The following is a 24647-nucleotide window of genomic DNA, read 5'->3' as shown; positions in this document are numbered from 1 at the left end:
CGAGAGCGGTGGGAGAAACCGCAAGCGAGGAACCGGAACCGTCGCCCCGTGTCGTCGGAGACGGAGGACCGCCTCAGTCGGAGATGTACGAGCCGATGTAGGCGCCCGCCGCGCCGACGAGTGCCGCGGGGATGCCGCTCTCGATGACCTGCTTGCCCAGCGCCGCCTGATCGAGGGCGCCACCGCCCCCACCACCGCCGGTGGAGTACTGCGCGATGACGTTGATGGTGAGGAACAGCGTGAGGCCGGTCATCAGGTAGAACCCGACCAGCGACGCCGTTCCGCCGACGGCCGTCGCGGTGAGGGGACGGTCCGGGAGCGCCCGGCCCAGCAGCGCGCCCGCACCGATGGCCATCAGCGGGCCCACGAGGAACGGCGTGATGACGTTGTGGAGCAGCATGATGCTGACGAGCGTGCTGTCGGTCGGGCTGGCACCCGGCTCGACGAACTGCTCGATGAGGAAGCCGAGGATGAAGTTCGAACCGAGGCCGAGGCCGACGCCCGCGGCCACGAACACCGCCACGACACTCCCCACGTAGGCGAGCAGGGAGCGGCCGTGAGGGCTCAGCAGCGACTCGTCCGTCGATTCAGCGGCGGCGTTCCCGGCATCAGCCGGCGGGAGTTCGGTTCCACGGCCGAGGTCCGCGTTCGGCCGGGCGACCCCACCGTCGCTCTCGACCCGCGGCTCGGTCTTGCTGTGCCAGCCGTCCGCGGGGAACCGGTCGTCCGCACTCTCGTCGGTCATACCACCGTCCACGGGAGATTCCCCCATAGGGATGATGCCAGCAGTGCGGGGACGACTAAAACCCCCTCCCCGTTCCGGGGAGTTGTCACGGCCGTCGCCGACGGTGGTTCACGGAAGTTATTTCGGCGGCCCACGGGAGAACCCGGCATGGATATCGAGGCGGCCGCCGGTCAGTGCGAGTCGGTGCTGGAGGCAGTGACGGGGACGGTCATCGGGGAGCGCTCCTTTTTCGAGACCGTGCTGACGGGCGTGCTCGCGAACGGGCACGTGCTGCTGGAGGACGTGCCCGGAACCGGCAAGACGCTGACCGCGCGGACGCTGGCGACGGCGCTGGGACTGGAGTTCACGCGCATCCAGTTCACGCCGGACCTGCTCCCCTCGGACATCACGGGCACGCACGTCTACAACGAACACGAGGGCGCCTTCGAGTTCTCGGAGGGGCCCGTCTTCGCGAACGTCGTGCTCGCGGACGAGATCAACCGTGCGCCGCCGAAGACCCAGGCCGCGCTGCTCGAAGCGATGGAGGAGGGACAGGTGTCCGTCGACGGGGAGACGCGCGACCTGCCGGAGCCGTTCTTCGTCATCGCCACCCAGAACCCCGTCGAGCAGGAGGGGACCTTCCGGCTGCCCGAGGCTCAGGTCGACCGCTTCACGGTGAAGACCTCGATGGGCTATCCGGACCGTGACGGCGAACTCGAACTCATCGACCGCCGCGCGAGCCGGACGACACAGGCCCCGAGCGCCGAGCGTGTCACCGACCGCGAGACGGTCACGGAACTGCAGGCCGTCCCCGAGACGGTCGAGACACACGACGACATCCGCGAGTACGTCGTCGACCTGGGTCGCGAGACGCGGCAGGACAGCCGCGTCGAGGTCGGTGTCTCGCCGCGTGGCGTCCAGCGGCTGTTCGAGGCCGCGCGCGCCCGGGCCGTTCTCGAGGGGCGCTCGTTCGTCGCGCCGGACGACGTTCGGGCGGTCGTCTACCCGGTGTTGACCCACCGGCTCGTCCTCACGGGCGAGGCACAGGTCCGGGACATCGAGAAGCGGGCGGTCGTCGAGGACGTGCTGGACCGGGTTCCCGTCCCGGCGATGGACGACCTCTGAGAGCGACACACCGACCACCGCCGGTCACAGACTGTAGAGCAGTAGCGTCGCGGCACCGACGGCCAGCACCAGTGCCGCCAGCCCGACCGCCGACGGGATAGCCGCGGTCCCCGAGAGGAGCGCGCCGAGCCCCAGTGCGACCAGCACCGCCGCGATGCCGACGGCGAAACTGCCCGATGCGTGGGTCAGCTCCGCCCGCGTCGTCCGGGCGTCGGCCAGCAGTTCCTCGCCGAGGCCACGCCCGTACTCCCCGATATCCCAGGCGACGACCGCGAGCGCGGCGACACCGAAGGCCAGCACCGTCGCGCCGACCACCAGCGCCACGGCTGCCAGGACGAACGACGCGAGGCCGGCCAGTGCCGGACCGACGGCCCGCGGCGGCGCGACCAGCCAGGTCACCACACCCAGCGTCCGCAGGGCGCTCACCGCCGCCAGCAGCACCAGCGCCGCGATGCCGACACTCAGCACGTACGGGCCGAAGCCGGCGAGCAGGTCGACGAGCGAGGCGTTCACGGCCGCCAGGAGCCGCTGGCGCGTCGCCCCGGCGACGCCGGAGACGGTGAGCAGCGCCGCCACCACCGCGGCCGCGAGCAGTCCCCCCAGCGGCGGTGCGAACCGGCGGGCCAGTGATTGCGGGCTGGCCCCCCGGACGAGTGCGACGAGCCGGTAGGCCTCGGTCACGACGAGCGCCGCGGCCGCGAGCGTCAGGAGCGCCATCCGCAGCAGCGTCGAACCGACGACACCCGCAACGATGCCGGCGAGTGCGGGCGGAAGGGCCGCCCGGAGGCCGGCGAGGTCAGGCGACCCGCCGACGGCGCTCAGGACACCGAGTGCGAACAGGAGCCCGACGGCGACGAGTGCCGTCCGCGAGAGCGCCCGCTCGACGGCCGCCAGTCGCAGGGTGACCGCCTCACGGCGGTCCGGCTGGACGAGGGCGTCGACCGGGACCGTCCGGAGCGCACGCCGGCAGAGGACGGCCGTGACGCCCAGCAGCACCGGGAAGACGAAGGGTGCGAGGTCGGGCGGCGAGGCGAGCAGGTGGTCGAGGACGACACCGGCGATGTCGGCGGCCACGCCGGCCAGCTGTGCCGCGAGTCCGAGGTCCGGGAGGACGAGTGCCACCAGAAGCACCAGCGGCCCCAGCAACGCCCGGGTCGCCCGCGAGTTCGCGACGCTCAGTTGCCCCTCGTCCGGGGCGGTGGTCCCGGAGAGCGCCGCTACCAGCCCGATGGTGCCGACCGAGACGACGACGGCCAGCACCGTCAGGCTCCCCGCGAGGCTCTGCCCGGCGACGGATGCGGCCCCGCCGAGACTCGCGGTCACCAGCAGCCCGCCCGGAAGCAGCACCACCACACCACCCATCTGTACCAGCGGTCGGTCGCTGTTGAGCGCGTACACGCCGCTGGCGAGAACGATACCGGCCAGCAGCGCCTGCGCGGTGGCACCGAGCCCGACCACCAGACGGCCCACCAGCAGCGCCACCACGAGCGCGACGACGCCGCCAGCGACCGATGCCGGACGGACCCGGGCGAGCCGCCGGCGGAGGCCGCCGACCCACTGCCGGAGTCGCTCGCGACGGCCGGGCGTCGCCGCCGTCGAGAGCGGGGACGTGCTCACAGCGACCGCCCCCACGAGTCGAACACCGCCGCGAGCGCGAACGCCAGCGGCGCGTCCAGCGACCAGTCCACGACCGGCACCGCGCGCCGGGTGAGTCGGCGTCGGCGGGCCTCTCGCTGCTGTGCAGCCACCTCCCGACCGAGCGTTGGCTCGGCATCGCCAGCGGTGCGCATATCCGGCGACAGGACGGTCAGGGCGTACCCCCGCTGGACGAGCGCGTCCGCGAGACCGGCGGGGAGGTCGTCGGTCAGGGGCGTACAGCAGACCACCTGCGCCCGCGGCGGCAGCCGCTCGGCCAGCCGCCGCCCGACCGCGAGCCCGTTCCGCCGGCCGACGGACTCCGGCTCCCGTTCGGCTTCCGACGAGTCATTCGGGGCGGCGGTATCCGCATCCTCGGCCGCGTCACCGCCGTCCGTGCGAGCCCGGCCCTCGCCAGCGTCGCGGAGCGTCGCCTCGCTGGCCGCCCGGACCGCCTCGCCGCCCCCGGGCTCGACGAACCCCTCGTCGTCGGCGATGCGGCTCAGCAGGCCGACGCCGACGCGGTGGTTCTCGTCCAGCAGCGTGGGGAGCGCCCGCGAGACCGCGTACGTCGCCAGGTCGAGCGAGTCGGGGCCGTAGCCGGGCACCGACCGCTGGACCCCCGCGCGGTCGTCGACGATGAAGACGACGGTCATCGCGCGCTCCTCGCGCAGTTCGACGGTCGTCAGCTCCCCCGTCCGGGCGTAGCGGTTCCAGTCGATGCGCCCGACCGGGTCGCCGCGGTGGTAGTCACGGGTGGCGTAGAACTCGACCCCACTCCCGCCCGTGTCGGTCGGCGTCCGGCCCACGAACTGGATGGTGTGGTCCTGCAGCGGCACCGCGTCGAGCAGCGTCTGACAGGTCACCAGCCCGTCGCCCGCGGCCTCGACCGCCGTCTCCTCGACGACCGCGCCCGCGAGGCTCCGGCTCCGGGCCGTGACCTCGCCGAACTCGAACGTGCCGCGGGGGAGACTCATCTCGTACGTCAGGCTCGTCGTCTCGCCCGGCCGGAGCGCCGTCGCGAGCTGTGTCGGGCCGTCGACCGGGACCCCGCCGGGCGGGTCGTCGGCCACCCGGACGTCGGCGAGCGGCCGGTCACCCTCGTTCTCGACGGTGAGCGTGACGGTCACAGTGTCGCCCGGACGCGGCTCGGTGTCGCTGACGGCCCGCTCGACCGCGATGGTCGCCGGCGGCGCGCCGCTGAGATAGCCGAAGAGACCGTACGCGAGCGGGACCAGCCCGAGGAACAGGAACAGCGGCTCACCCGTGGCCAGCCCGAGCACGCCGGCACCGAGCGCGGCCAGCAGCCCGGGTCGCAGTCGGCCGGTGCTCACGCGGACGCACCTCCGTCTCCGGCTCCGGCTCCGTCAGCCAGGGTCTCGGTCGCCTGGTCGCCGTCGTCGCCACCGCCCTCCCCGGGGTCACCGGCCAGCAGTCGCTCGACCTCGGCGACCGCGTGGCGGACGCGGCGGCGGTAGGCGCTCCCGGTCAGCAGCAGGTCGAGCAGCCACCGGAGTCGCGAGGGGCTCGGCGCCCCGGGCCCGCCAACGAGGGCGCTCGCCCGGCGGTCCTCGGTCCACGCGCCGCTCTCGACGGCCCGGGCCGCGGCCTCCCGGTCCACGCCGGCGTCCAGCGCGTACGCCTCGACGGCGCTATCGCGGACGGTCGCCTCAACCGACTCGCGTGCGGTCAGGCGGCGCGCCCTGTCGGCGTCGAGGTCGGTCGCCGTCGCCAGCCGGTCGTCGAACTCGCTGCCCAGTTCCGTCGCGCGGGCGGTCGGCACCTCGCGCTCGACGAGCGGCTCCGGCGGGTCGGCTCGCGACCCGCGCGACCGGACCAGCAGCAGGACGACCCCGACGAACACGAGCATCGCGAGCACTACGCCCGGCGGCAGCGTCGTCAGCACGGCCCGGACCGGCGGCGGCAGCGGGACCGCACCCGGTGCCAGCACCGCCACCGCCGCGAGGAGGACCGCCAGCAGGCTACCGATGCCGAGGACCGAGTTCCGGAGGCGCACGTCGTCGCCGCTACTCATCGGAATCCCTCCTCCGTAGCCGAGTCGCTCGTCCCGGCCGCCGTTGCTGGCTCGTCGGCATCTCCCTCACCGACCGGGCCGTCGGTGTCCGTCCCGTCGACGGACCCAGCTCCGTCCATCTCGTCGGGCGTCGCGTCCCCGTCGAGGTCCAGTTCTCCGGCCGCGTCCGTCGCGGCCTCGACGTGGGCCGCGGGGTCGGCATCGCTGTACTCGACGACGCGGAAGGCGTCGGTCAGTCGCTCCACCGGCTCGGGCGGGAGCCCGCGTGAGACGCCCTGCCCCGCGACCTCGCCGGGCGTTCGCGTCCGCGCCCGCGTGAGCCCGACCCGACGAACGAACCGGCCCCAGAGCCGCTCGATGCGCTCGCGCGGGTCGACACGGTCCGCGTCGGTCGCCGCCGCCGTGGCGGCACCCGTATCGGTGCCCGTCTCGCCCCGGTTCCGGAGTCGGGCCAGCGGCGCACCGAGCGCACCGCGGACGGCGGCCCGCAACGCGGCCAGGCGCTCGCGGACGAACGCGCGCACCGACACGTCCGGCGCCGAGACGGCGGCGATGGCCGCTCGCAGCTCCTCGCGCAGGTCGGCCAGGACCTCCTCGATGCCGCTCGACAGCCCGACCAGCGCCGACAGCAGGTCCGCGGCGAGCGCCGACAGCGTCGCCCGTGCCTGCGCCAGCAGCCCGCGACCGGTCACCTCGGACTGCCGGTAGACGTAGCCGACCGCGCCGAGCAGGCCCAGCAGGAGCAACAGCGCGACCAGCGGCCCGACGAAGATGGCCTTCGACCGGGTGACCGCCAGCCCCGCCGCCGTCGTGACCGTCACGTCCGTCGTCGGTGCGAGCGGCAGCATCGCCGCGACGGTGCCGTTCGCGTCCGTCCGCCCGGCCGTACCCCCGGCGACCGCGACGCTTGCGTTCGTCACCGGCTCGCCGCCGTCGGTGACCGTGACGGTCGTCGGCTGTCCGGGAACCGCCAGGGGCACGAGCCCCGCGCCCAGGGTGACCTCGATCCGCGCGAGCGTGAGGCTCCGCGACGCCGCGAGGTCGCCACGCTCGGCCGCGACGGTCGCCGTCTCCGCGACCGGCAGCGGGACCTGCAGGCGCCCCGCGCGGTCCGTCCGTCCGACCGTCTCGCCGTCGACTCGGACGGTCGCGTCCGGCACCGGCTGGTCACCGACCAGCGTCCGGATGCCCACCGTGCCGCCGGGGTCGGGGTCGTCCGCCACCTCGATGCGCAGGTCGCTGTCGACCGTCACGGTGACCGCCCCGTCGTCGGGCTGTGCGAGCGAGTACTGCCGGTCCGCGACCGGCTGGATTGCACTCGCCGGGGCGCGCACGCCGACCGAGAGCTGGCGCACGTACGGGACGATGGCGGTGACCTCCCCGTCGGCGTCCGTCCGGCCGACCGCCTCGCCGTCGAACGTGACGACGACACCGGACGCCGGCTCACCGTCGCGCGTGACCCGCACCGTCGTCTCGCTCCCGGCGGTGAGCTTGCTGCCGAAGCAGAGCCGGTACTCGCCCGACGACAGGCAGCCGCCGTCGGCGCCGGTGCCGGCCTGTGAGCCGCCGTTATCGCCGGCGCCCCCCGAACCGCTCGAACCGCCGCCACCGAACAGGTCGCCGAGCAGCCCGCCGCCGCTACCACCACTGCTGCCGGCGCCACCGCCGCTGCCACCACCGCCGCCGAACAGGCCGCCGCCACCGGACCCGCCACCGCTACCGCCGGACCCACCACCACTACCAGCCGCGCCGCCGCTACCACCACCGCCACCACCGCCACCACCGCCACCGCCACCACTCCCTCGCGGGCCACCGACGAGGCGCAGCAGGCTCTCGACGAGTGGTGCCGGTGCGTCGCCGCCCAGCACGCCGCTGTCGCCCAGTCCGGGCCCGCCGGACCCGCCGGGGCCGCCTGACCCACCGGACCCGCCGGGCGCGCGCACTGACGGCCCCCCCTCGCCGTCCCCGGCGCCGTCGCTGGCGAGGGCGCCGATCTCGCGGGCCACATCACCGGCCGGCGCGGCAGCGCCGAACATCGGCAGGATACCCGCCGCGAGCACGAGTCCGAACGCCGCCACCAGCGCGAGTAGCGCCCGACCCGGCTGGCGGCCGCTTCCGGTCACCGTCTGACCCCCCTGGCGTCCATTCGGGTAACCGTGCCCGGGCGGCCGTTTATGCGTTGTGGACACCGGGGCTTGTTACCCCTCATCCCGGCCGCGCGCTGCGACGGTCATAACGGCGCTCGCGGCCGGTCGGTAGTCGCCCCGTCGTAACCTGCCTGAGGCATTCGAGAATCCGTTACATGAAAGTTTCGTATTTTTAACCCGAATTATGCGAATAAATGCGCAACTTATGCAGGATTGGATATTTTGAATGGATATTCACTGAGCAAGAGGATAGCCGGGGGCGATGGGATACCGTCAGTGAATCAGCCGCCGCGGGTATCGGTCACCGCTCCCGGCCTTCCTCTTCGGTCTCCCCGACATCGATGTCGTAGGCGTCGTCTCCGAGGTCGTAGACGTCGTCTCCGCCGTCCGAGTCGCCGGAGGACGACCGGCCACCGGGTCCGTCGTCGGGGCCCGACCAGCCAGCGCCACCGGCGCTCCCCGCGCCCCCCGCACCCCCGAAGCCGCCGCCACCACCTATCGACCCGAACTGGACGTTGATACTGCCGTTCTCCATCTTCTCGCGGATGTACGGGCCGACGACCCACCGCTTGAGCGCGACCCGGAGCGGGTAGCGCGTGAACGGGGCGACGAACAGGAACCCGGTCAGGTCGGTCAGCAGGCCGGGGGTGATGAGGAACGCGCCGCCCGCGAGGATGAGCGCGCCGTCCAGCAGTTCGTCGGTCGGGGCCTCCATCTGCTGGGCGCGCCGCTGGAGGCGACGGAGCGTGGCCCGGCCCTCGCTGCGGACGAGCAACGAGCCGAGCAGGGCGGTCAGTACTACCAGCCCGACCGTCGGGAGCGCGCCGATCTCCCCCGCGACGACCACGAGGAAGAGGGCATCGGCCAGCGAGAGAAGCAGGGCGAACAACAGCAGGAGGCCGAACATACCAGTGGCTCGGCGGGTGCGACGCAAAACGCTTGGCCTGGAGCCACGCCCGCGCCCGCTCCGATGTCGGCCCGCCCAAAGAGGGATAGGCTCGCCGTTTCTGGTGTGGGTATGCTGTCGGAGGTCAACAACGTCCGCCAACTGGTCGAACTACTGAGCGACGACGGGTTCACGGAGGCCATCACCCAGGCGGAGGACCTCGTGAACGATGTCAACGATACGCTGGAACGGGTCGAGCGCGTCGAGGACGAGGCCGGCGAGGCCGTCAAGGAGGCCAACCGGACGCTGGTGGCCGTCGACCGCCGCCTCGACAAGGTCGACCGGACCATCAACCTGCTGGAGGCGAAGATCGAGGCCGGGTTCAGCCTCGGCTTCTTCGTGTTCGCGGTCAACTTCTACCTCGGCGGGGACTACCTGTTCGCCATCAGTCTCGGCTTCATGGGCCTTCTGGGCGCGGGGCAGTTGCTCGTGACCATCCGGAACATCCCGCAGGTCGAGAAGCTCCGCTGGGGCGCCGCACGGGTGGCCAAGCGTCTCGGGTACCAAGACCTCGCCGACGATATCGCCGACCCTGACCAGCCGGTCGAGCAGCAGCCGGGCGAACAACAGCCGGGCGAACAACAGCCGGACGAGAACGAGCGCCGACCCCGGCGGTAGCGTTCTCGTGGTCGCCGGTCGCTGGTCGGGCCCGTCCAGGCCTGCGGTCGCCGTGCCGGACCTGCCCGTGGCGGATTCTGCCTCGTCTCGGCGGACTCACATATGGTCGTGACGCGCGACCACATGAGCGTCTGCGGGGTCGAACCCGACCGTCACCTCGCCGGTCAACGGGTCTCGCGTCCGGAGCAGGAGCTCGTGACCGGTCCAGTCGAGGTGGACCCGTGTCGTCTCGCCGAGGAACTCCGCGCTCTCGACGGTCGCGGTGAGACAGTTCGGCCCACCGCCGACCGACAGCGCCTCGGGCCGAACACAGACGGTGAGCCGGTCGCCGACCGAGACCGCCCCGCCGTCCCAGTCGGCGAGCCCGACCGACAACGGCTCCCCGCCGACCACGACCGTGGCCGTCCCGTCCGCGACGGCGCGGACTTCCCCGTCGAGGACGTTGTTGTCGCCCACGAACTCGGCGACGAACCGGGAGGCGGGCCGCCGGTAGATATCCCGCGGCCGGCCGACCTGCTCGACGGCGCCGTCGCGCATCACGGCCACCCGGTCGGAGATGGCGAGGGCCTCCTCCTGGTCGTGGGTGACGTACACCGTCGTGATGCCCAGCTCCTGCTGTATCTCCCGGACCTGGACCCGGAGCTGCTCGCGGAGGCGGGCGTCCAGCGCGCTCATCGGCTCGTCGAGCAGGAGCACGTCGGGGCCGGGGGCCAGCGCCCGGGCCATCGCGACGCGCTGTTGCTGGCCGCCCGAGAGGCTGTCGGGGTCGCGGTCGCCCGCGTCGGGCAGGTCGACCAGTTCGAGCAGTTCGGCCACCCGCTCGGCCTCGCTCACCCCGCCCGGCGGGTCCACGAAGTTCAGCCCGTACGCGACGTTCTCCGCGACCGTCATGTGGGGGAAGAGGGCGTAGCTCTGGAAGACCACGCCGGCATCGCGGTCCTCTGGCGGGACCCCGGCCACGTCGCGGCCGCCGAACCGGACCGTGCCACTGGTGGGTGCCTCGAAGCCCGCGATGAGCCGGAGGGTCGTCGTCTTCCCGCAGCCCGAGGGACCGACGAGCGTGAAGAACTCGCCCTCGTCGACCGACAGCGAGAGGTCGTCGACCGCGGTCGTGCCGCCGTAGCGCCGGGTCACGCCGTCCAGCTCCAGCGCCGGGGGCGGGTCAGAGGCCAACGCGGTCACCCCCGAACCGGTCGATGAGGAGGAAGCTCCCGCTCGTCACGACCAGCAGGACGACGCCCATCGCCGTCGCGGGGCCGAGCCGCCGGCCGATGAACCGCTCGATGGCGATGGGCATCGTGTACTGGCCGGTTCCGGAGGCGAGGACGGCCGTCGCGGAGAACTCGCCGATGGAGATGGCGGCGGCGAAGGCGGCGCCGGCGACGACCGCGGGCCACACCAGCGGGAGTTCGATGTCCAGCAATGCACGCGCCCGCGGCGCGCCCAGTGCCCGCGCGGACTCGACCAGCTGTCGGTCCAGCGACGCCAGTCCGGGCGCGACGATCCGGACCACGAAGGGGTACCCTGAGACGGCGTGTGCCGCGACGATGGCCAGCGCTCCGCCGACGGCGACGCGCACGCCGCCGAGCTCGACGCCGAAGACGAGTCCCCGGAGCAGTCCCAGCCCCACGACGATGCTCGACACGGAGAGCGGCGCCATCGCCACGGTGTCGACCAGTTCCCGGCCGGCGTAGTCACGCGTCGTCAGCACCGAGACGACGACGCCCATCGGGAGCGCCACCGCGAGCGCCGCAGCCCCGAACAGCAGCGAGTTCCGGACCGCGGGCCACGGCCGGACCTGGAACGACGCCCCGGTGGCCTGCCGCTCCAGCAGGAAGCGGTAGTGCTCCAGCGTGAACCCCGCCGGCCCCGAGAGGCTGGCGGACACCATGCTCGCGATGGGGAGACAGAACAGCACGAGCGCGACGACCGCGTACGCGGCCAGCCCGACCCGGGGGAGCAGTTCGCGGAGCGACCACGAGGGCGGGCGGAGGGGCCGACGTTCCTGTGGCCGGATGCCGCCAGCCTCGACCGTGTGCGCCGCCTCGTACCGGAGGTAGCCGTACAGCACCGTCAGGGAGATGGCCAGTTCGAGCAGCGCCAGCGCCGCGCCCTCGGCGTACGCCAGGTCGCGGATGAGCCCGTAGATGAACACCTCCAGAGTCGCCAGTTCGAAGCCCCCCAGCGCGAGCACGATGGGGAAGGTACCGAAGGTGAACACGAAGGTCAGCGCCGCGCTCATCAGCACCGCCGGGTAGACCTGTGGCCACACCACGTCGCGGAAGGCACGGAAGGGGCCCGCACCGAGGCTCCGCGCCGTCTCGACGGCACTGGCGTCGACCGACTCCCACGACGCGGTCGTGATGCGCGCGACCAGCGGCGCGTTGTAGAACGCGTGCGCGATGACGATGGCCTCGAGACTCGGCAGGAGGTCGACGGGTCCCAGCCCGACCGCGGCGAGGGCGGCGTTCAGCGTCCCGTCGGCGCCGAACGCCGCGAAGAAGCCGACCGCGACCATGATGGAGGGCAGCACGAACGGGAGGATGGTCAGCGAGCGCACCGTCCGGCGCCCGGGGAACTCGTACCGGGCCAGCAGGTACGCCAGCGGCACCCCGACGGCGACGCTGACGACCGTCGAGAGCGCGGCCTGGTACGCGGTGAAGCCGACGATGCCGAGCCGCCGATCCGGCGAGAGCAGCGCCCGGAGGACGGCCAGCGGTGAGTCGCCGGCGAACAGCCGGGCGAGTTCCCCGAGGTAGAACGGGTCCGTGAGGATGGCCGCGAACACCCGCAGCGTCAGCCGCCCCTCCACCAGTACGGCGTCGACGAACACCGTCGCGACCGGGTAGTAGAACATCACGACCAGCAGCGCGAGGACGGCAGCCGCGAGCACCGGGAGCGCCCGCCGCTCGACGGCCGCACGGACCCGGCGCAGGCTGCCGGAACGCCCGCCCGCGGGCCCCCCATCGTCGTCTGCCGACGCCTCGTCGCTCGCTGGACGCTGTCCGGTCACCGGTTCAGTTACCGGCGAACTGGCGCTCCCAGTCGGAGATCCAGTCGCTCACGTTCCCCTGCAGCTCATCGTAGGTGAACGTCACCGGTTCCGGCGGCTCCCGGGCCAGCTCGGCGTAGTCCTCGGGGAGGATGACCGTGTCGGTGGCGGGGAACTGGACGTTCCGGACGGCGATCTCGCCCTGGATCTCGGGGCGCAGGAGGAACGACATGAACTGTCGCGCCGCCTCCGGCCGGTCGCTGTCGGCGAACACGGCCATCCCCTCGGGGTTGGCGTACGCCTGGTCGTTGAGGAACCGGATCCGGTGTTCTTCCAGGTTCGCCCCCGACTCGTCCGCGAACACCCGGTCGGTGGAGTAGGAGACGACCATCGGCGCCTCGCCGCTGCTCCAGGCGCTGTACGAGTCGTCCCACGACCCCAGTACCTGCACGTCGTTGGCCTGCAGGTCCGCCCAGTAGTCGAGGTAGCCCTCCGGGCCGAACTCCTTGACCGTATGCAGGAGGAAGGCCCGGCCCGTCGAGGAGCTGCCGGGGTTCTGCGCGATGAGGTCGCCCCGCACCTCGTCGGCCAGCAGTCCCTCGAACGTCTCCGGCGCGGTCATCTCGGTACCGTCGAAGACGAGGCTGACGTAGCCCGTGTCGTACGGGAGCGCCCGCTCCTGCGGGTCGAACTGCAGTCCGGGCTTGATGTCGGACCGCCCCTCGATGTCGCCGGCCTCGGCGAACAGCGCCTCGTCCAGCTCCCGGTCGACGCGGACGAGGTCCTCGGGATTGAGGCCCATGTACAGGTCGGCCTCGATATCCACGCCCGCCTGCTGGCGCTGGACGTAGTGGCTCAGCTCGTTGCTCGGAGTCTGCCACACCAGGTCGATGTCGAACTCCTCCTCGAACGTGGATTTGAGCCACGCGCCCGGCGAGGAGGAGGGCGAGTCGATGAGGGAACTGTACGTGCCGACGACCAGGGTGTCCGTGCCGCCGTCGCCGCGGCCGGGGCTGCTGCCGAAGGTGCAGCCCGCCAGCGTGACAGTCGCCGCGCCGCCCGCCGCCGCGAGGAAGTTCCGTCGGTTCACTACCGCGTGGTCACACCTCGTTGTATATAATCGACCGGGTCGCGGATGCCGCCCGTCGGGGCGGGGCCGCGTGGGACGGGAGACGCGACGCTCCTTCACGAGTGACCGGTCAGCAAGTGGGTCGGGGCGGAGTTGAACCGGAGCCACTTCGCTCGCTCCGCTCGTTCGTGGCAGGGTTCGGAATCCGCCGAGCTCATCCGCTCCTCACGTTCGTTCGTCGCAGGATGGGTCGGGGCGGATTCGAACCGCCGGCCTGCTCCGTGTGAAGGAGCCGTCATAACCGGACTAGACCACCGACCCGTATCCCGAGGTAGCGGTGGCGCGAACCTTAAGGGTTGCCGATTGCCCCCATCGGCCGACGTGCGCCGTCGCCTGCGACCCCACGAGAGGGCGAACGACACCGACAGCACCCACTACACAACATATACACACCTAATCGCCAAATATAATTTTGAATGTCCATATCTTCAACAGCTACCGGAACTATCGTCGCAATCATCTGCTACAAGTGCACCACTCGTCGAATATCTCTCTGTGAATCGTCGAGTCGTGGTGTCGTATCCGGTCCCGGCGTCGTCCCGTTCGGGCTCAGGAGGTAGCACCGACCGCAATCCGGTGGTATCCAGTGTCGTTCCGTGCCAGTTCCCCATGGAGGGAGGGAGCTGATGGGGCAGACTCGGAACCGGCGTGTCGGTGGCACCGACCGGGGTGCCGAGGGAATCCGACGGAGCGTCGAGGTGGAGTACTGGGTCGTCGACGAGCGGGGACGGCTGACCGAGCCGGGGGCACTGGTCGAGGCGGCGCCCGGCGTCGAGCGCGAGTTCGTCGAGCCGCTGCTGGAGGTGAAGACCACGCCGTGTACGAGCGAGGCCGAACTACGGACCGAGCTGCTGGGCCGGCTCGGGGCGGTCCTCGACCGCGCGGACGAACTGGACCGCAGGCTCGTCCCGCTGGGAACGCCGATAGCGGCCGAGTCGGTGGCCGAGCTACCGGCCGAACGGACGCGCATCCAGAACGAGGTGGTCGGCGAGGCGTTCGCGCACGTGCGCCACTGTGCGGGCACCCACATCCACGTCGAGCAGCAGCCGGGGTCGGCAGTCGACCAGCTGAACACGTTCGTCGCACTCGACCCGGCGCTGGCGCTGGTCAACTCCTCGCCGTACTTCGAGGGGCAACGGCTGGCGGCCGGGGCCCGGTCGGAGCTGTATCGGCGGCTGGCCTACGACGGCCTCCCGCACCAGGGGCGGTTGTGGCCGTACATACGGAGCGTCGAGGAGTGGCGACGGCGGCTGGAGCGGCGCCACGAGGCCTTCGTGACCGCGGCGCTGGAGGCTGGGGTCGACCGGACGGCCGTCGCCGGCAGCTTCGATCCGGAGAGCGCCGTCTGGACGCCCGTCCAGTTCCGCGAGACGTTCGGCACCGTCGAGTGGCGGTCCCCCGACACGGCCCTGCCGAGCCAGGTGCTTCGGCTGGCGAGCCGGCTCGCGTCGGTCGTCGACGCGGTCCGCCGGGGGACGGTCCGGATGGGCGCCGGCGAGGGGCGCATCGACGGGTCGGAGGTCGTACTCCCCCCGTTCGAGGTGGTGCTCGAGCGCGTGGACGAGGCCATCCACGAGGGGCTGGACGCGGCGCCGCTCCGGTCGTACCTCGACCGGATGGGGTTCGACGTCGACGCCTACGACCCGCTCGCGAACGAACTCGACGGCCGGGACCCAGTCTCGCCGTCGACCGCCCGCGACCTCCGGCTGGAGTACGCCGACCGACTCCATCGGGATGTCCGCCGGGCCCGTTCGCTCGATGCCGACTGACATGAGTCCCGTGAGCGAGCCCCGTATCGCCCTGCTGAACGCGGCCCACGAGGCCGAGGCGACGAGCCGGAACTTCCGGCGCGAACTCGATGCCGACATCGTCGAGTTCCACTGCCCGAGCGGCGAGTTGCCCGACGGGTTCGCGTTCGACGGGGTCGTCGTCACCGGCTCGCGAGCGTCGGTCTACTGGGACCGGGAATGGATCGGCCACCTCAAACGCTGGGTCCGGGAGGCGGTGGCGGCGGGCGTACCGGCGCTGGGTGTCTGTTACGGTCACCAGCTCCTCGCGGACGTGCTCGGGGGCCGTGTCGAGCCGATGGACGAGTACGAGATCGGCTACCGGACCGTCCAGCAGGACGGCGAGAATCGGCTGCTCGATGGGGTCACCGACGACTTCACCGTCTTCACGACCCACTCCGACAGGGTGGTCGACGCGCCGCCGGGGGCGACCGTCTTCGCCCGCAACGACTACGGCATCCACGGCTTCCGGAAGGGGCGGGCGTTCGCCGTCCAGTTCCACCCGGAGTACGACATGGAGACGGCCGCCACCGTCACCCGGGGCAAGGCGGACCAGCTCGCGGACGAGCGGATCCGGCGCGTGCTCGACGGGATCACCGTGGCGAACTACGAAGCGGCGCGCGAGGCCAGCCGGCTGTTCGACAACTTCCTCGACTACGTCCGTGAGGTCCGGACCGACCGGGCCACGACGGGGTGAGCGGGTCACCGGTTGGGGTGGATTTAGGCGCCGGGGGGACGACCGTCCGGGCGGATGCCGTACGAGCGCCTCGCCGAACACCTCACCGACCCCGACGGGAGCCTGCCGGTCGTCTGTCTGCCGGACGGGAGCGTGGACACGCTGTGTCGGGTGTACGACGGGGGGGAGGCGCCGGTAACGTCGCGCGAGACGTTCGGTCGCCACGTCGCGAACGGGGACACCCGGTCGGTCCGGCTGGAGGAGTACGACAGGCAGCCGGGCGGCCAGGCGGTCAACGCCGCACGGCAGGCCCACGCGCTGGGCGACGAGGTGACGCTGTTCGGCCACCTCGACGACCCGCTGCTGACGTTCCCGTTCGAGACCTACTCGATGGGGACCCCCGCCGAGGTGACGGTACTCTCGTTCGACCGGACGGACCTGATGCTCTCGCGGACGCCACCGACCATCCGCGACTGGTCGTTCGCGAGCCTCCAGGAGAACGCGGCCCCGTTCCGTGACCGGGTGGAGCGGGCGGGCGCGGTCTGCCTGGCCAACTGGGTCACGTTCCGGGAGCTGACACCAGCGATGCGGACGCTCGCGACCTACGACCTGGACTGTCCGGTGGTGCTTGACCCGGGAGACCTGGGCGGGAGCGCCGCCAAATCGGTACACGACCTGCGCGACGCGATGCGACGACTGGACGAGACCACGCCGGTCGTGTTGAGCGCGAACGGAGGGGAACTCCGGGCGCTGGCGGAACGCCTCGACGTGGCCCCGGAGGCCCGCCCGGCCCGGGAGCGCGAACTCCGCACGGCGCTCGACATCGCGGGGGTCGTCCGCCACGAGGAGGCGGCGGCGCTGGCGGTCACCGACGAGCGGTTCGACGGGAGCACGACCCGAGTGGAGAACTTCGACGCCCGCTCCATCACCCGCCGGACGGGCGCTGGCGACCGGTTCACTGCCGGGCTGGCACACGCCCTCGGGAACGGACTCGGAGTCGAGGCGGCGCTGGCGCTCGGCAACTCGTGTGCGACCTACTTCATCGAACACGGCGAGACGGGCACACACGAGGCGCTGGCCGAGTTCCTCGCGGAGCGGCCGGCACCGGGGGCCGACGACTGAGTCACCGCCGGCCGACGCAGGCCGCGACCCGCCTCCGTCAGTAGGCCGCGTGGCCGGTCAGCTCCGACCCGACGATGAGCTTCTGGATCTCCGTGGTCCCGTCGGGGATGGTGGTCGTCCGGGCGTCCCGGAGGTAGCGCTCCACCGGGTAGTCCGTCGAGAGGCCGTTGGCCCCGTGGACCTGGACCGCCCGGCTGGCCACATCGACGACCGTCTCGCAGGCGTATCCTTTCGCTAGCGAGGAGAGCAGCCGGGCGTCGGCGTGCCCCTCGGCGACGTGCGTGGCGGCGTGGTGAGTGAGCAGCCGTGCGGTCTCGACGCCGGCCTTCATCTCGTAGAGATGGTCCTGCACCAGCTGCTTGCCGGCGATGGGCCCGCCGCCGACGGTCCGCTCGGTGGCGTAGTCCAGCGTCGCCTCGAACGACGCCTGCATGATGCCGACCGCCATCGACGCCATGCCCGTCCGCATGTAGGCGAACATGGCGTTCTGCGGGTCCTGGGTCCGGAATATCGGGTTCTCGAGCACGTTCGTGCCACCCTCGCTCGCCATCCGGCCGACGGCGTTCAGCAGCCGGTTCTCGACCGGAATCCGGCACTCGTCGAGGAACAGCTGGCCGGTCGGGGACCCCTTCCACCCCAGCTTGTCCAGCTCCCGGGACTCCAGGCTCGTCGTCTCGGCGTCCACGAGGAAGAAGTCCCGCGCGCCGGTGTCCACGTCGGTCGCCAGCACCAGCGCCACGTCCGCGATGGTCGCGTTCGACACCCACGTCTTCTCCCCGTCGATGACGTACTCGTCGCCGTCCCGCTCGGCGGTCGTCGCGGGGCTGGTGGTGTCGCTGCCGCCCGCCGGTTCCGTGACGGCGAGACAACCGACCAGTTCGCCCGCCCGCGACCGGTCACCCAGCGCCTCGCGGGTCCGGTCGCCGGCGTACGGCACGAGTGCCGCCGGGAACGGGAACCCCATCGTGATCATCATGACGAGGCTGGGCCACACCCGCGCGATCTCCTCGATGGTCACGGCGTAGGTCACTGGGTCCTCGAACGAGGCATCCTCGCCGGCACCCGGACCGACGCCGAGGTCGCCCAGGTCACGCTGGTAGGTCACGGCCTGCTCCTTCGAGACGGGCTCGTGGTCGGCCTCGGGCAGGTCCGGCGCGACCTCGCGCTCCAGGAACTCCCGGAGGGTGTCACGGAACATCCGGTCGGACTCGTCGAGTCGCATAGGAGCCCGTCACCAGCCCGGGGCAAGTAGCTTCGCCCGGTCTCTCGGGGTCAGTCCCAGTCTCCCTGCTCCCACGCTTCGAGTGTCCCCTCGCGGTCCCACGAGTCCAGATACGCCGACTGCAGGTCCGTCGGCGAGTCGATATCGATACCCATCGCGTCGAGTTCCAGCTCGGCCACCTCGCGGTCGAGGTCGTCGGGCAGGTCGTGGACGCCCGGCTCGGGCACCGGGCCGTCGGCGAGGTCGCGACCGGCGACGAACATCGCGCCGAAGGTGGTGTCCATCACGGCCGCCGGGTGGCCCTGGCTGAACGGGCCCGTCAGGTTGACCAGTCGCCCGCGGGCCAGCACGTCCAGCCGCCGGCCGTCGGGGAGGTGGTAGCGGGTGATACCCTGGTCGGTCTCGGTCACCTCGACAGCCCGCTCGCGGAGCGCGTCGAGGTCGAGTTCCACGTCCATGTGCCCGACGTTCGCCAGCATCGCCTCGTCGGGCATCCGCTCGAAGTGCTCGTCACGGATTACACGGCAGTTGCCCGTCGCGGTGACGAACAGGTCGCCCTCGGCGGCGGCCTCGGCCATCGGCACCACCCGATGACCGTCCATCCGGGCCTTCAGGGCCTTCCGGGGGTCGATCTCGGTGACGACCGTCTCGGCACCGAGGTCGCGGGCCTTCCGGGCGACCCCCTTCCCGACGTAGCCGTAGCCCGCGACGACGACGGTGCGCCCGGCGATGATGGTGTTGGTTATCATCGCGATGTTGGTGAGGGCGGACTCGCCGGTGCCGTGGACGTTGTCGAACTGGTGTTTCATCGGGGTGTGATTGACCCGATAGACGGGGACGCGGAGCCGGTCGGCGTCGGCCATCGCCTCGACCCGACTGACGCCGGAGGTGGTCTGCTCGGCGGCCGCCCGGACCGCGCCGGCCACGTCCGACACGTCGTCGTGGGCCTTCACCACGAGCTCGGCGCCGTCGTCCAGCAGGAGCTCGGGCTCGCGGTCCAGCAGCCGGCGATGGGCCGCATCGAGCGCGTCGTCGTCCATCGAGGCGTCGGCGAACGTCTCCACCCGCTCGAGCGAGTCGAGGTGGTCGACGACATCGTCGTGCGTGCTGTCGGCCTGGCTGGCCGTCGCCAGTACCTCGGCGCCGGCCTCGTGGAGCGTCTCGATGAAGAACCCCGTCGAAGGTTCGAGATGCGAGGCGACGCCGACTGTCGTCCCGGCGAGTGGCTCCCCCGCGGCACCGAGCGTCCGCAACACCGGCATCTGTTCGCGCATCCACGACAGCGGGTCGGCCTCGTCCATCCGTGGGCGGTCGACCATGGGGGGTCAGGGGCCGGCGACGGCAAAGGTGTCGGGGACGTCGGCCCCTGCCTGGTGTATCAGGGACCCTCGCGAACGGCCCCCTATACTTAAGGTGAGCGGGAGGTACCGGCCCGCATGGATTGGCGCCAGGCCGAAGCGGAGTACACGGACGAGGTCATCGGGGAGACGACCATCCCGAGGGCGTTCTTCGACGCCGTCGAGCGGCACGGCGAGCTGGACTGCCAGCTCTACAAGGGCGGCATCTACGACCGGTCGCTCGTAGCCGGCGGCATCGTCCCGGCGGCACCGTCGGGCGAGTACGCCGCCATCACGTACGAGGAGGTCGGCGACATCGTCGCCCGGCTCGCGACCGGCTTCCGCGAACTGGGTGTCGAGGCCGACGACCGGGTGAGCATCTACGCCGACACGCGGATGGAGTGGGCCCATGCCGACTTCGCCATCCAGACCGCCGAGGGCGTCGCGACGACCGTCTACACCGAGTCCAGCCCGCGGCAGGTGAAGTACCTCCTCGACGACCCCGGCTCGATGGGCGTCGTCGTGGAGAACGCCGACCTGCTGGAGACGCTCGCGGAGGTCGAGACCGAACTGCCGCTCTCCTTCATCGTCACGCTGGACGAGGTACCGGCCGAGGCCACCGAGCCGTTCGACGCCGACGTCCACACGCTCGCCGAGGTGTACGAGCTGGGCAGCGAGGAGTTCGACCGCGACGCGGTGGAACGCTGGCTCGACCGTCGGGACTGGACCGAGCTCTCCTCGCTCGTCTACACCTCCGGGACGACCGGGGACCCGAAGGGCGTGATGTTGCAGCACAAGCACTGGCGGAGCCTGATGAACGCCGTCCGCAAGCGGCTCGGCCCCCGGCCGGACAAGCCCGAGGACATGCCGAAGTTCGAGCCCGGCAAGACCTCGCTGGCCTTCCTGCCGCTGGCGCACGCCTTCGAGCGGTCGGGGCACTTCCAGTCGCTCGCCTCCGGCATCACCATCGGCTACGCCGAGTCGACCGACACCATCGCCGACGACATCCAGCAGGTGCAACCACAGGTGGCAAACTCCGTCCCGCGGGTGTACGAACGCATCTACAACGGGATGCGCGAGCAGGCCAGCGACTCGCCCGTCTCGAAGCGCATCTTCGAGTGGGCAGTCGAGACCGGGAAGGCGTACGACGAGGCCGAGTCGCCGGGGCTCGGCCTCCGGACGAAGATGAAGCTCGCAGATAGACTCGTCTTCTCGAAGGTCCGCGAGGCGCTGGGCGGCAACATCGAGATGTTCGTCTCCGGCGGTGGGTCCCTCTCGGAGGACCTCGCGAAGCTCTACCGGGCGATGGGTATCACCATCATCGAGGGGTACGGCCTGACCGAGACGGCACCGGGGCTGGTGTTCAACCCGCCCGAGGAAATCAAGGTCGGGACGATGGGGCCGCCGCTCCACGATGTCCAGCTCAAGCTGGACCGGAGCGTCGTCTCACCCGAGCAGAAGGAGGCCGCCGATGGCGAGGTCGGCGAGCTGCTGGCGAAGGGCCCCAACGTCTTCGAGGGGTACTGGCAGAAGCCCGACAAGACCGAGGAGGCGTTCACCGAGGCTGGCTGGTTCCGCACCGGCGATATCGTGGCCCGGGACGAGGACGACTACTACTCGTTCGTCGACCGCCGGAAGAACCTCATCGTACTGGACACGGGCAAGAACGTCGCCCCCGAACCGATCGAGGACGAGTTCGCCACCTCCGCGCGCATCGACCAGGTGATGGTCGTCGGCGACAACGAGAAGTTCATCGGTGCGGTCATCGTGCCGAACTTCGAGCAGTTGCGGGAGTGGGCCGACGAGGCGGGTATCGACCTGCCCGAGGACCCCGAGGCCGTCGCGAACGACGAGCGCGTCCGCGAGTGGGTCGCCGAGGACGTCGAGGCCGTCAACGAACGGCTGGGCCACCACGAGACCATCAAGGAGTTCCGCCTCGCTCCCGAGGAGTGGACCGCGGACAACGACGCGCTCACGCCGTCACTGAAGAAGAAGCGCCGCATCATCCGGAGCCGTCACGAGCACCTCATCGACGACATCTACGGGCGGATGCCGGCCGAAGGGGACGCCGACGCCGAGGCCGCCGCGGACGACTGAGGCCGACACCTCCTGCGGACGACCGAGGCCGACACCTCCTGCGGACGACCGAGGCCGACATCCCCGCGTTCCGTCTTCGGAGTCAGTAACTCGGCGACTCCTCGGGGACGCCGTCGCGCTGGTTGACGACGCGGCCGAAGACGAACAGCGCGTCCGAGAGCCGGTTCAGGTAGGCGATGGCGGTGGCGTTGACGGGCTCGTCCGACGCCAACTCCACGGAGCGTCGCTCGGCCCGCCGGACGACCGCGCGGGCGTGGTGGAGGTGCGCGCCGGCCTCGCTGCCGCCGGGCAGGATGAAGTTCTCCAGCGGCTCCAGCTCCTCGTCGTAGGCGTCCATCCAGTCCTCCAGTTCGTCGACGTGCTCTTCCTCCAGATGTGGCGCGTCGTCGTCGTCCAGGTCGGGATTGGCGAAGTCGGCCTGCACGATGTGGAGGTGGTTCTGGATGGCCTCGAGCTTCTCGTCGATGTCGTCGTGGCCCGAGGGACGGACCATCCCGACGACGGTGTTGGCCTCGTCGACGGTGCCGTACGCTTCGATGCGCGGACTCGTCTTCGACACCCGGCTCATGTCACGCAGGTCGGTCATCCCCTCGTCACCGCGACCGGTGTAGATCTTCATGCATCCCGGTTCGGGCGGCGGAGACTTATAGCAGGCGGCACCGGCGGTCCGACCGCGCCGACACCTCTTTGCCGCTGAGCGGTGCAGCCTCGGTGATGGCCGAGAGCGTCACGTGGCGCCACGACGCGACGACCGAGCGGTGGCTCCGGGTCCTGTTCCTGCTCGCCGCCGCGCTGCTCCACGGGGTGGGAGTGGTGGTCGTCGGTGGCGGGCTCGCCCTGCTCGGACTCACCCTCTGGACCGGGAGCGCCGGAACCCGGGCGCTGGTCGTCCTGCTCGCGCTGGTCGGGGGCCCCGCATCGCTGCTCTACCTGCTCCCGATGCTCCGCGACCCCGACCAGCGCCCCTCGTTCTACCCCGAGGAGATGACGATGGGGCTGGCGCTCTCGGTCCGACAGCGGGTCGCGCTCGGCCTCTCCGGTGGGGCCGTTCTCGTCGGGAGCTGGTGGCTCGACCCACGGGTGGCGGCCGCCATCGTCGGCGGCGGTGTGCTGGCCGGGCTGACGTACGCCGTGGCGGCGACCCGGGGAACCATCGACACCGAGCGTGCCGTCCTCGACACGGGCGCTCGCGAGTTCGAACTCGACCGCGTGACCGGCTACCGGTCGCGCCGGCTCGGCCCGCTCTCGCTGGTCACGCTGGCGGTCCCGAACCGACCGGGGCGGCTCGGCCGGAGCACGACCCGGCTGCTGGTCCCGACAGCACGGCTCGCCGACGTGGAGGCGGCACTCGATGCGGTCGTCGCGACAGCGGACCCGGAGACGGGCCGGGACCCGAACCCGCAGGTCCGGCTGGCCGCCGGCGTGCTGGCGCTGCTGTTCCTGGGAATCGGCGCCGCCGCGGTCGTGACCATCGACACCGGTATCGGCTGGTACGTCGCGGCGCTGTGCGGGCTGTTCGGGGTGATACTCCTGCTGGTCGCCCGGGAGGGATAGCTCGTCTTCGAGGCGTGGGGCATCTCCCGGCGGACGAGCAGCCCGTCGCTGCGACCGGGACGGATTCCGGACTCACTCCGGAGGGCGAGCCAGGTCCACCCGGATTCGGTTCCCACCGTCCCGGCGCGTCACCTCGATGCGGCCGTCGGAGAGTTCGACGACCCAGTAGACGAGCCAGAGTCCGAGCCCGGTACTGTGGTACAGCCCGTCCATGTTGTGGTGGCCGCTGAGGACCGCTTCCTCCATCTCGGGGACGGGCGGCGCGTCGTCGTCGACGAGGATGACCACCCGCTCGGCGTCGAGCTCGACGGTGACCGACACCAGCGGCGTGTCGGCATCGCTGTGCAGGATGGCGTTCTCGACGAGTTCCACGACGGCGAGGTGGAGTTCCGGCAGCGCGAGGGCGTCGGCCGTCTCGGGAGTGGAGATATCGATGTCGGCCACGAGACCGCGGTCCCTGACGGTCTCGGCGGCCGTCTCGACCGCCGCGACGACGTCGACCCGCTCCGGTCCGGTGGCCCCGATGAGCAGTTCGATGATGTCTCGGTCCTTCTCCGCACTGCGGAGGAGGTTCTCCCCGGTCCGTCGGATCACGGCGGCCCTGTCGGCCACCTCGGGTGCCTCCTGCTCGATGAGTTCGGCGTTGCCCGAGATGGTGTTGATGTCGTTGCGCAGGTTGTGTCGCAGGAGGTTGTCCAGCACGTAGAGCTGGCGCTCGCGTCGGTGCCGGTCGGTGATGTCCCGAGTGAAGCCGGTGATGCGGACCACCTCGCCGTCCTCGACGATGGGCTCGGCCTGGACCCAGACCCACGTCCGGTAGTCCTTCTCCGGGTTCACCCGGTACTCCATGTCGGCGGAGTTGCCGGCCGACAGATACGCCATCGCCTCTTCGACCGCCGCGCGGTCGTCGGGGTGGATGGTGTCCAGGAACCGCTGCGGGTCCGCCTCCAGCGCCTCGGCTGATTGGCCGTACACGTCCTCGTACGAGGGGTTGACGAAGAGGAGTTCGGACCAGTCACCGTCGAACATCCAGAGCACGTCGCCCGTCGTGGCCGACAGCTCCCGGAGCCGTCTCGTCACCGCCTCGTGCTCGCGCTGGGCCGCGACACGGTCCGTGATGTCCCGGGAGCTCACGACGTACCCGTCCAGTTCGTCGTCAGTAAGGTTCGACATCCGGCTCTCGAGGTGGACCCAGGAGCCGTCGGCTGCCCGGCAGCGGTACTCAATGGTCGTCTCGACGAACGTCTCGCTGCGGATGGTCTCCTCGAACGCCGCGCGGACCGCGTCGATGTCGTCGGGATGGATGTAGTCGAAGACGTCCTCGCCCTCGAACGCCTCGGGGGAGGCCCCCAGGATATCCTCGACGGCTCCGTTGGCGTACGTGACCCGTCCCCGTTCGTCGAGGAGGATGATCTTGTCCCTGGCATGGTCGAGGAGAACGCCCAGGGACGGGGAGGGGTCCATCTGCAGGTCCGTATCCGCTTCGTACGGAAAAACTCGC

Annotated in this window: 20 protein-coding genes and 1 tRNA gene; 7 read left to right on the top strand and 14 right to left on the bottom strand. The window is 71.3% G+C overall.

What is annotated here, in order from left to right; translation table 11 throughout:
• Nucleotides 1-73: 73 nt before the first annotated feature.
• Nucleotides 74-745, bottom strand: coding sequence for a hypothetical protein (locus NL114_RS14570; RefSeq protein WP_254821645.1), 672 nt, complete (start codon nucleotides 743-745; stop codon nucleotides 74-76).
• A 147-nt stretch (nucleotides 746-892) separates the two neighbouring features.
• On the opposite strand from NL114_RS14570, the gene NL114_RS14565 reads away from it, so the two are divergent.
• Nucleotides 893-1849: an AAA family ATPase gene (locus tag NL114_RS14565; protein WP_254821644.1), complete on the top strand. Its 957-nt coding sequence runs from the start codon at nucleotides 893-895 to the stop codon at nucleotides 1847-1849.
• Nucleotides 1850-1873: 24 nt separating this feature from the next.
• Here the strand turns inward: NL114_RS14565 and NL114_RS14560 are convergent, their stop codons facing one another.
• From NL114_RS14560 to NL114_RS14540, 5 genes are all read right to left on the bottom strand, one after another.
• A complete protein-coding gene (locus NL114_RS14560) occupies nucleotides 1874-3466 on the bottom strand; it encodes a DUF7519 family protein (protein WP_254821643.1) in 1593 nt (530 codons plus the stop codon).
• Nucleotides 3463-4818: a DUF58 domain-containing protein gene (locus tag NL114_RS14555; protein WP_254821642.1), complete on the bottom strand. Its 1356-nt coding sequence runs from the start codon at nucleotides 4816-4818 to the stop codon at nucleotides 3463-3465. Before NL114_RS14555 ends, NL114_RS14560 begins: the two co-directional genes overlap by 4 nt.
• Entirely contained in the window at nucleotides 4815-5519 is a 705-nt protein-coding gene (locus NL114_RS14550; protein ID WP_254821641.1) for a DUF7269 family protein, read from the bottom strand. Before NL114_RS14550 ends, NL114_RS14555 begins: the two co-directional genes overlap by 4 nt.
• Nucleotides 5516-7642: a DUF4129 domain-containing protein gene (locus NL114_RS14545; RefSeq protein WP_254821640.1), complete on the bottom strand. Its 2127-nt coding sequence runs from the start codon at nucleotides 7640-7642 to the stop codon at nucleotides 5516-5518. The genes NL114_RS14550 and NL114_RS14545 overlap by 4 nt, the downstream gene beginning before the upstream one ends.
• A gap of 325 nt (nucleotides 7643-7967) precedes the next feature.
• Nucleotides 7968-8573, bottom strand: a complete 606-nt coding sequence (locus NL114_RS14540; protein ID WP_254821639.1) for an FxsA family protein — start codon at nucleotides 8571-8573, stop codon at nucleotides 7968-7970.
• Between the two features lie 111 nt (nucleotides 8574-8684).
• On the opposite strand from NL114_RS14540, the gene NL114_RS14535 reads away from it, so the two are divergent.
• A complete protein-coding gene (locus NL114_RS14535) occupies nucleotides 8685-9230 on the top strand; it encodes a hypothetical protein (RefSeq protein ID WP_254821638.1) in 546 nt (181 codons plus the stop codon).
• A gap of 96 nt (nucleotides 9231-9326) precedes the next feature.
• On the opposite strand, the gene NL114_RS14530 is transcribed toward NL114_RS14535, so the two are convergent.
• The 4 genes from NL114_RS14530 to NL114_RS14515 form a co-directional block, all read right to left on the bottom strand.
• The gene (locus tag NL114_RS14530) at nucleotides 9327-10403 is read right to left on the bottom strand and encodes an ABC transporter ATP-binding protein (RefSeq protein WP_254821637.1); all 1077 of its coding nucleotides are present in this window, start codon (nucleotides 10401-10403) and stop codon (nucleotides 9327-9329) included.
• The gene (locus NL114_RS14525; protein WP_254824720.1) at nucleotides 10393-12165 is read right to left on the bottom strand and encodes an ABC transporter permease; all 1773 of its coding nucleotides are present in this window, start codon (nucleotides 12163-12165) and stop codon (nucleotides 10393-10395) included. The genes NL114_RS14530 and NL114_RS14525 overlap by 11 nt, the downstream gene beginning before the upstream one ends.
• 82 nt (nucleotides 12166-12247) lie before the next feature.
• On the bottom strand, nucleotides 12248-13312 hold the full coding sequence (locus NL114_RS14520) for a thiamine ABC transporter substrate-binding protein (protein ID WP_254821636.1): 1065 nt from the start codon (nucleotides 13310-13312) through the stop codon (nucleotides 12248-12250).
• 225 nt (nucleotides 13313-13537) lie between these two features.
• Nucleotides 13538-13612: transfer RNA gene (locus NL114_RS14515), tRNA-Val, on the bottom strand.
• Between the two features lie 365 nt (nucleotides 13613-13977).
• Between NL114_RS14515 and NL114_RS14510 the strand changes: the two genes are divergently transcribed.
• Genes NL114_RS14510 through NL114_RS14500 form a run of 3 tightly spaced genes read left to right on the top strand, consistent with a single transcriptional unit; the run spans nucleotide 13978 to nucleotide 16936 of the window.
• Nucleotides 13978-15120 carry a glutamate-cysteine ligase family protein gene (locus NL114_RS14510; RefSeq protein ID WP_254821635.1) on the top strand — a complete coding sequence of 381 codons (1143 nt, stop codon included), beginning with the start codon at nucleotides 13978-13980 and terminating at the stop codon, nucleotides 15118-15120.
• Nucleotide 15121: 1 nt separating this feature from the next.
• On the top strand, nucleotides 15122-15835 hold the full coding sequence (locus tag NL114_RS14505) for a type 1 glutamine amidotransferase (RefSeq protein WP_254821634.1): 714 nt from the start codon (nucleotides 15122-15124) through the stop codon (nucleotides 15833-15835).
• A 54-nt stretch (nucleotides 15836-15889) separates the two neighbouring features.
• Nucleotides 15890-16936 (top strand): carbohydrate kinase family protein, encoded by a 1047-nt coding sequence (locus NL114_RS14500; RefSeq protein WP_254821633.1) that lies wholly within the window; start codon nucleotides 15890-15892, stop codon nucleotides 16934-16936.
• 37 nt (nucleotides 16937-16973) lie between these two features.
• Here the strand turns inward: NL114_RS14500 and NL114_RS14495 are convergent, their stop codons facing one another.
• Complete coding sequence (locus NL114_RS14495; RefSeq protein ID WP_254821632.1) at nucleotides 16974-18158, bottom strand: acyl-CoA dehydrogenase family protein; 1185 nt, start codon at nucleotides 18156-18158, stop codon at nucleotides 16974-16976.
• Nucleotides 18159-18208: 50 nt separating this feature from the next.
• Nucleotides 18209-19477, bottom strand: coding sequence for an adenosylhomocysteinase (locus NL114_RS14490; protein ID WP_254821631.1), 1269 nt, complete (start codon nucleotides 19475-19477; stop codon nucleotides 18209-18211).
• Nucleotides 19478-19594: 117 nt separating this feature from the next.
• Here NL114_RS14490 and NL114_RS14485 point away from each other — a divergent pair, with 117 nt between their 5' ends.
• A complete protein-coding gene (locus tag NL114_RS14485; RefSeq protein WP_254821630.1) occupies nucleotides 19595-21592 on the top strand; it encodes an AMP-dependent synthetase/ligase in 1998 nt (665 codons plus the stop codon).
• 82 nt (nucleotides 21593-21674) lie between these two features.
• Here the strand turns inward: NL114_RS14485 and NL114_RS14480 are convergent, their stop codons facing one another.
• Nucleotides 21675-22211: a cob(I)yrinic acid a,c-diamide adenosyltransferase gene (locus NL114_RS14480; protein ID WP_254821629.1), complete on the bottom strand. Its 537-nt coding sequence runs from the start codon at nucleotides 22209-22211 to the stop codon at nucleotides 21675-21677.
• Nucleotides 22212-22306: 95 nt separating this feature from the next.
• On the opposite strand from NL114_RS14480, the gene NL114_RS14475 reads away from it, so the two are divergent.
• Nucleotides 22307-23146, top strand: a complete 840-nt coding sequence (locus tag NL114_RS14475; RefSeq protein ID WP_254821628.1) for a hypothetical protein — start codon at nucleotides 22307-22309, stop codon at nucleotides 23144-23146.
• A 72-nt stretch (nucleotides 23147-23218) separates the two neighbouring features.
• Here NL114_RS14475 and NL114_RS14470 read toward each other — a convergent pair whose 3' ends face one another.
• Nucleotides 23219-24610, bottom strand: a complete 1392-nt coding sequence (locus NL114_RS14470; protein ID WP_254821627.1) for a PAS domain-containing sensor histidine kinase — start codon at nucleotides 24608-24610, stop codon at nucleotides 23219-23221.
• Nucleotides 24611-24647 lie beyond the last annotated feature (37 nt).

The organism is Haloglomus halophilum (genome assembly GCF_024298885.1).
Classification (GTDB): domain Archaea; phylum Halobacteriota; class Halobacteria; order Halobacteriales; family Haloarculaceae; genus Haloglomus; species Haloglomus halophilum.
Note: the sequence above shows the minus strand (reverse complement) of the source record. Positions and strands in the feature narration are given on the sequence as shown.

Bases quoted from the DNA above. Each gene is read 5' to 3' on its own strand.
- NL114_RS14470 (WP_254821627.1), bottom strand. From the start codon at position 24,610: ATGGACCCCTCCCCGTCCCTGGGCGTTCTCCTCGACCATGCCAGGGAC.
- NL114_RS14485 (WP_254821630.1), top strand. From the start codon at position 19,595: ATGGATTGGCGCCAGGCCGAAGCGGAGTACACGGACGAGGTCATCGGG.
- NL114_RS14480 (WP_254821629.1), bottom strand. From the start codon at position 22,211: ATGAAGATCTACACCGGTCGCGGTGACGAGGGGATGACCGACCTGCGT.
- NL114_RS14540 (WP_254821639.1), bottom strand. From the start codon at position 8,573: ATGTTCGGCCTCCTGCTGTTGTTCGCCCTGCTTCTCTCGCTGGCCGAT.
- NL114_RS14490 (WP_254821631.1), bottom strand. From the start codon at position 19,477: ATGGTCGACCGCCCACGGATGGACGAGGCCGACCCGCTGTCGTGGATG.
- NL114_RS14475 (WP_254821628.1), top strand. From the start codon at position 22,307: ATGGCCGAGAGCGTCACGTGGCGCCACGACGCGACGACCGAGCGGTGG.
- NL114_RS14550 (WP_254821641.1), bottom strand. From the start codon at position 5,519: ATGAGTAGCGGCGACGACGTGCGCCTCCGGAACTCGGTCCTCGGCATC.
- NL114_RS14495 (WP_254821632.1), bottom strand. From the start codon at position 18,158: ATGCGACTCGACGAGTCCGACCGGATGTTCCGTGACACCCTCCGGGAG.
- NL114_RS14505 (WP_254821634.1), top strand. From the start codon at position 15,122: ATGAGTCCCGTGAGCGAGCCCCGTATCGCCCTGCTGAACGCGGCCCAC.
- NL114_RS14500 (WP_254821633.1), top strand. From the start codon at position 15,890: ATGCCGTACGAGCGCCTCGCCGAACACCTCACCGACCCCGACGGGAGC.
- NL114_RS14565 (WP_254821644.1), top strand. From the start codon at position 893: ATGGATATCGAGGCGGCCGCCGGTCAGTGCGAGTCGGTGCTGGAGGCA.
- NL114_RS14510 (WP_254821635.1), top strand. From the start codon at position 13,978: ATGGGGCAGACTCGGAACCGGCGTGTCGGTGGCACCGACCGGGGTGCC.
- NL114_RS14570 (WP_254821645.1), bottom strand. From the start codon at position 745: ATGACCGACGAGAGTGCGGACGACCGGTTCCCCGCGGACGGCTGGCAC.
- NL114_RS14535 (WP_254821638.1), top strand. From the start codon at position 8,685: ATGCTGTCGGAGGTCAACAACGTCCGCCAACTGGTCGAACTACTGAGC.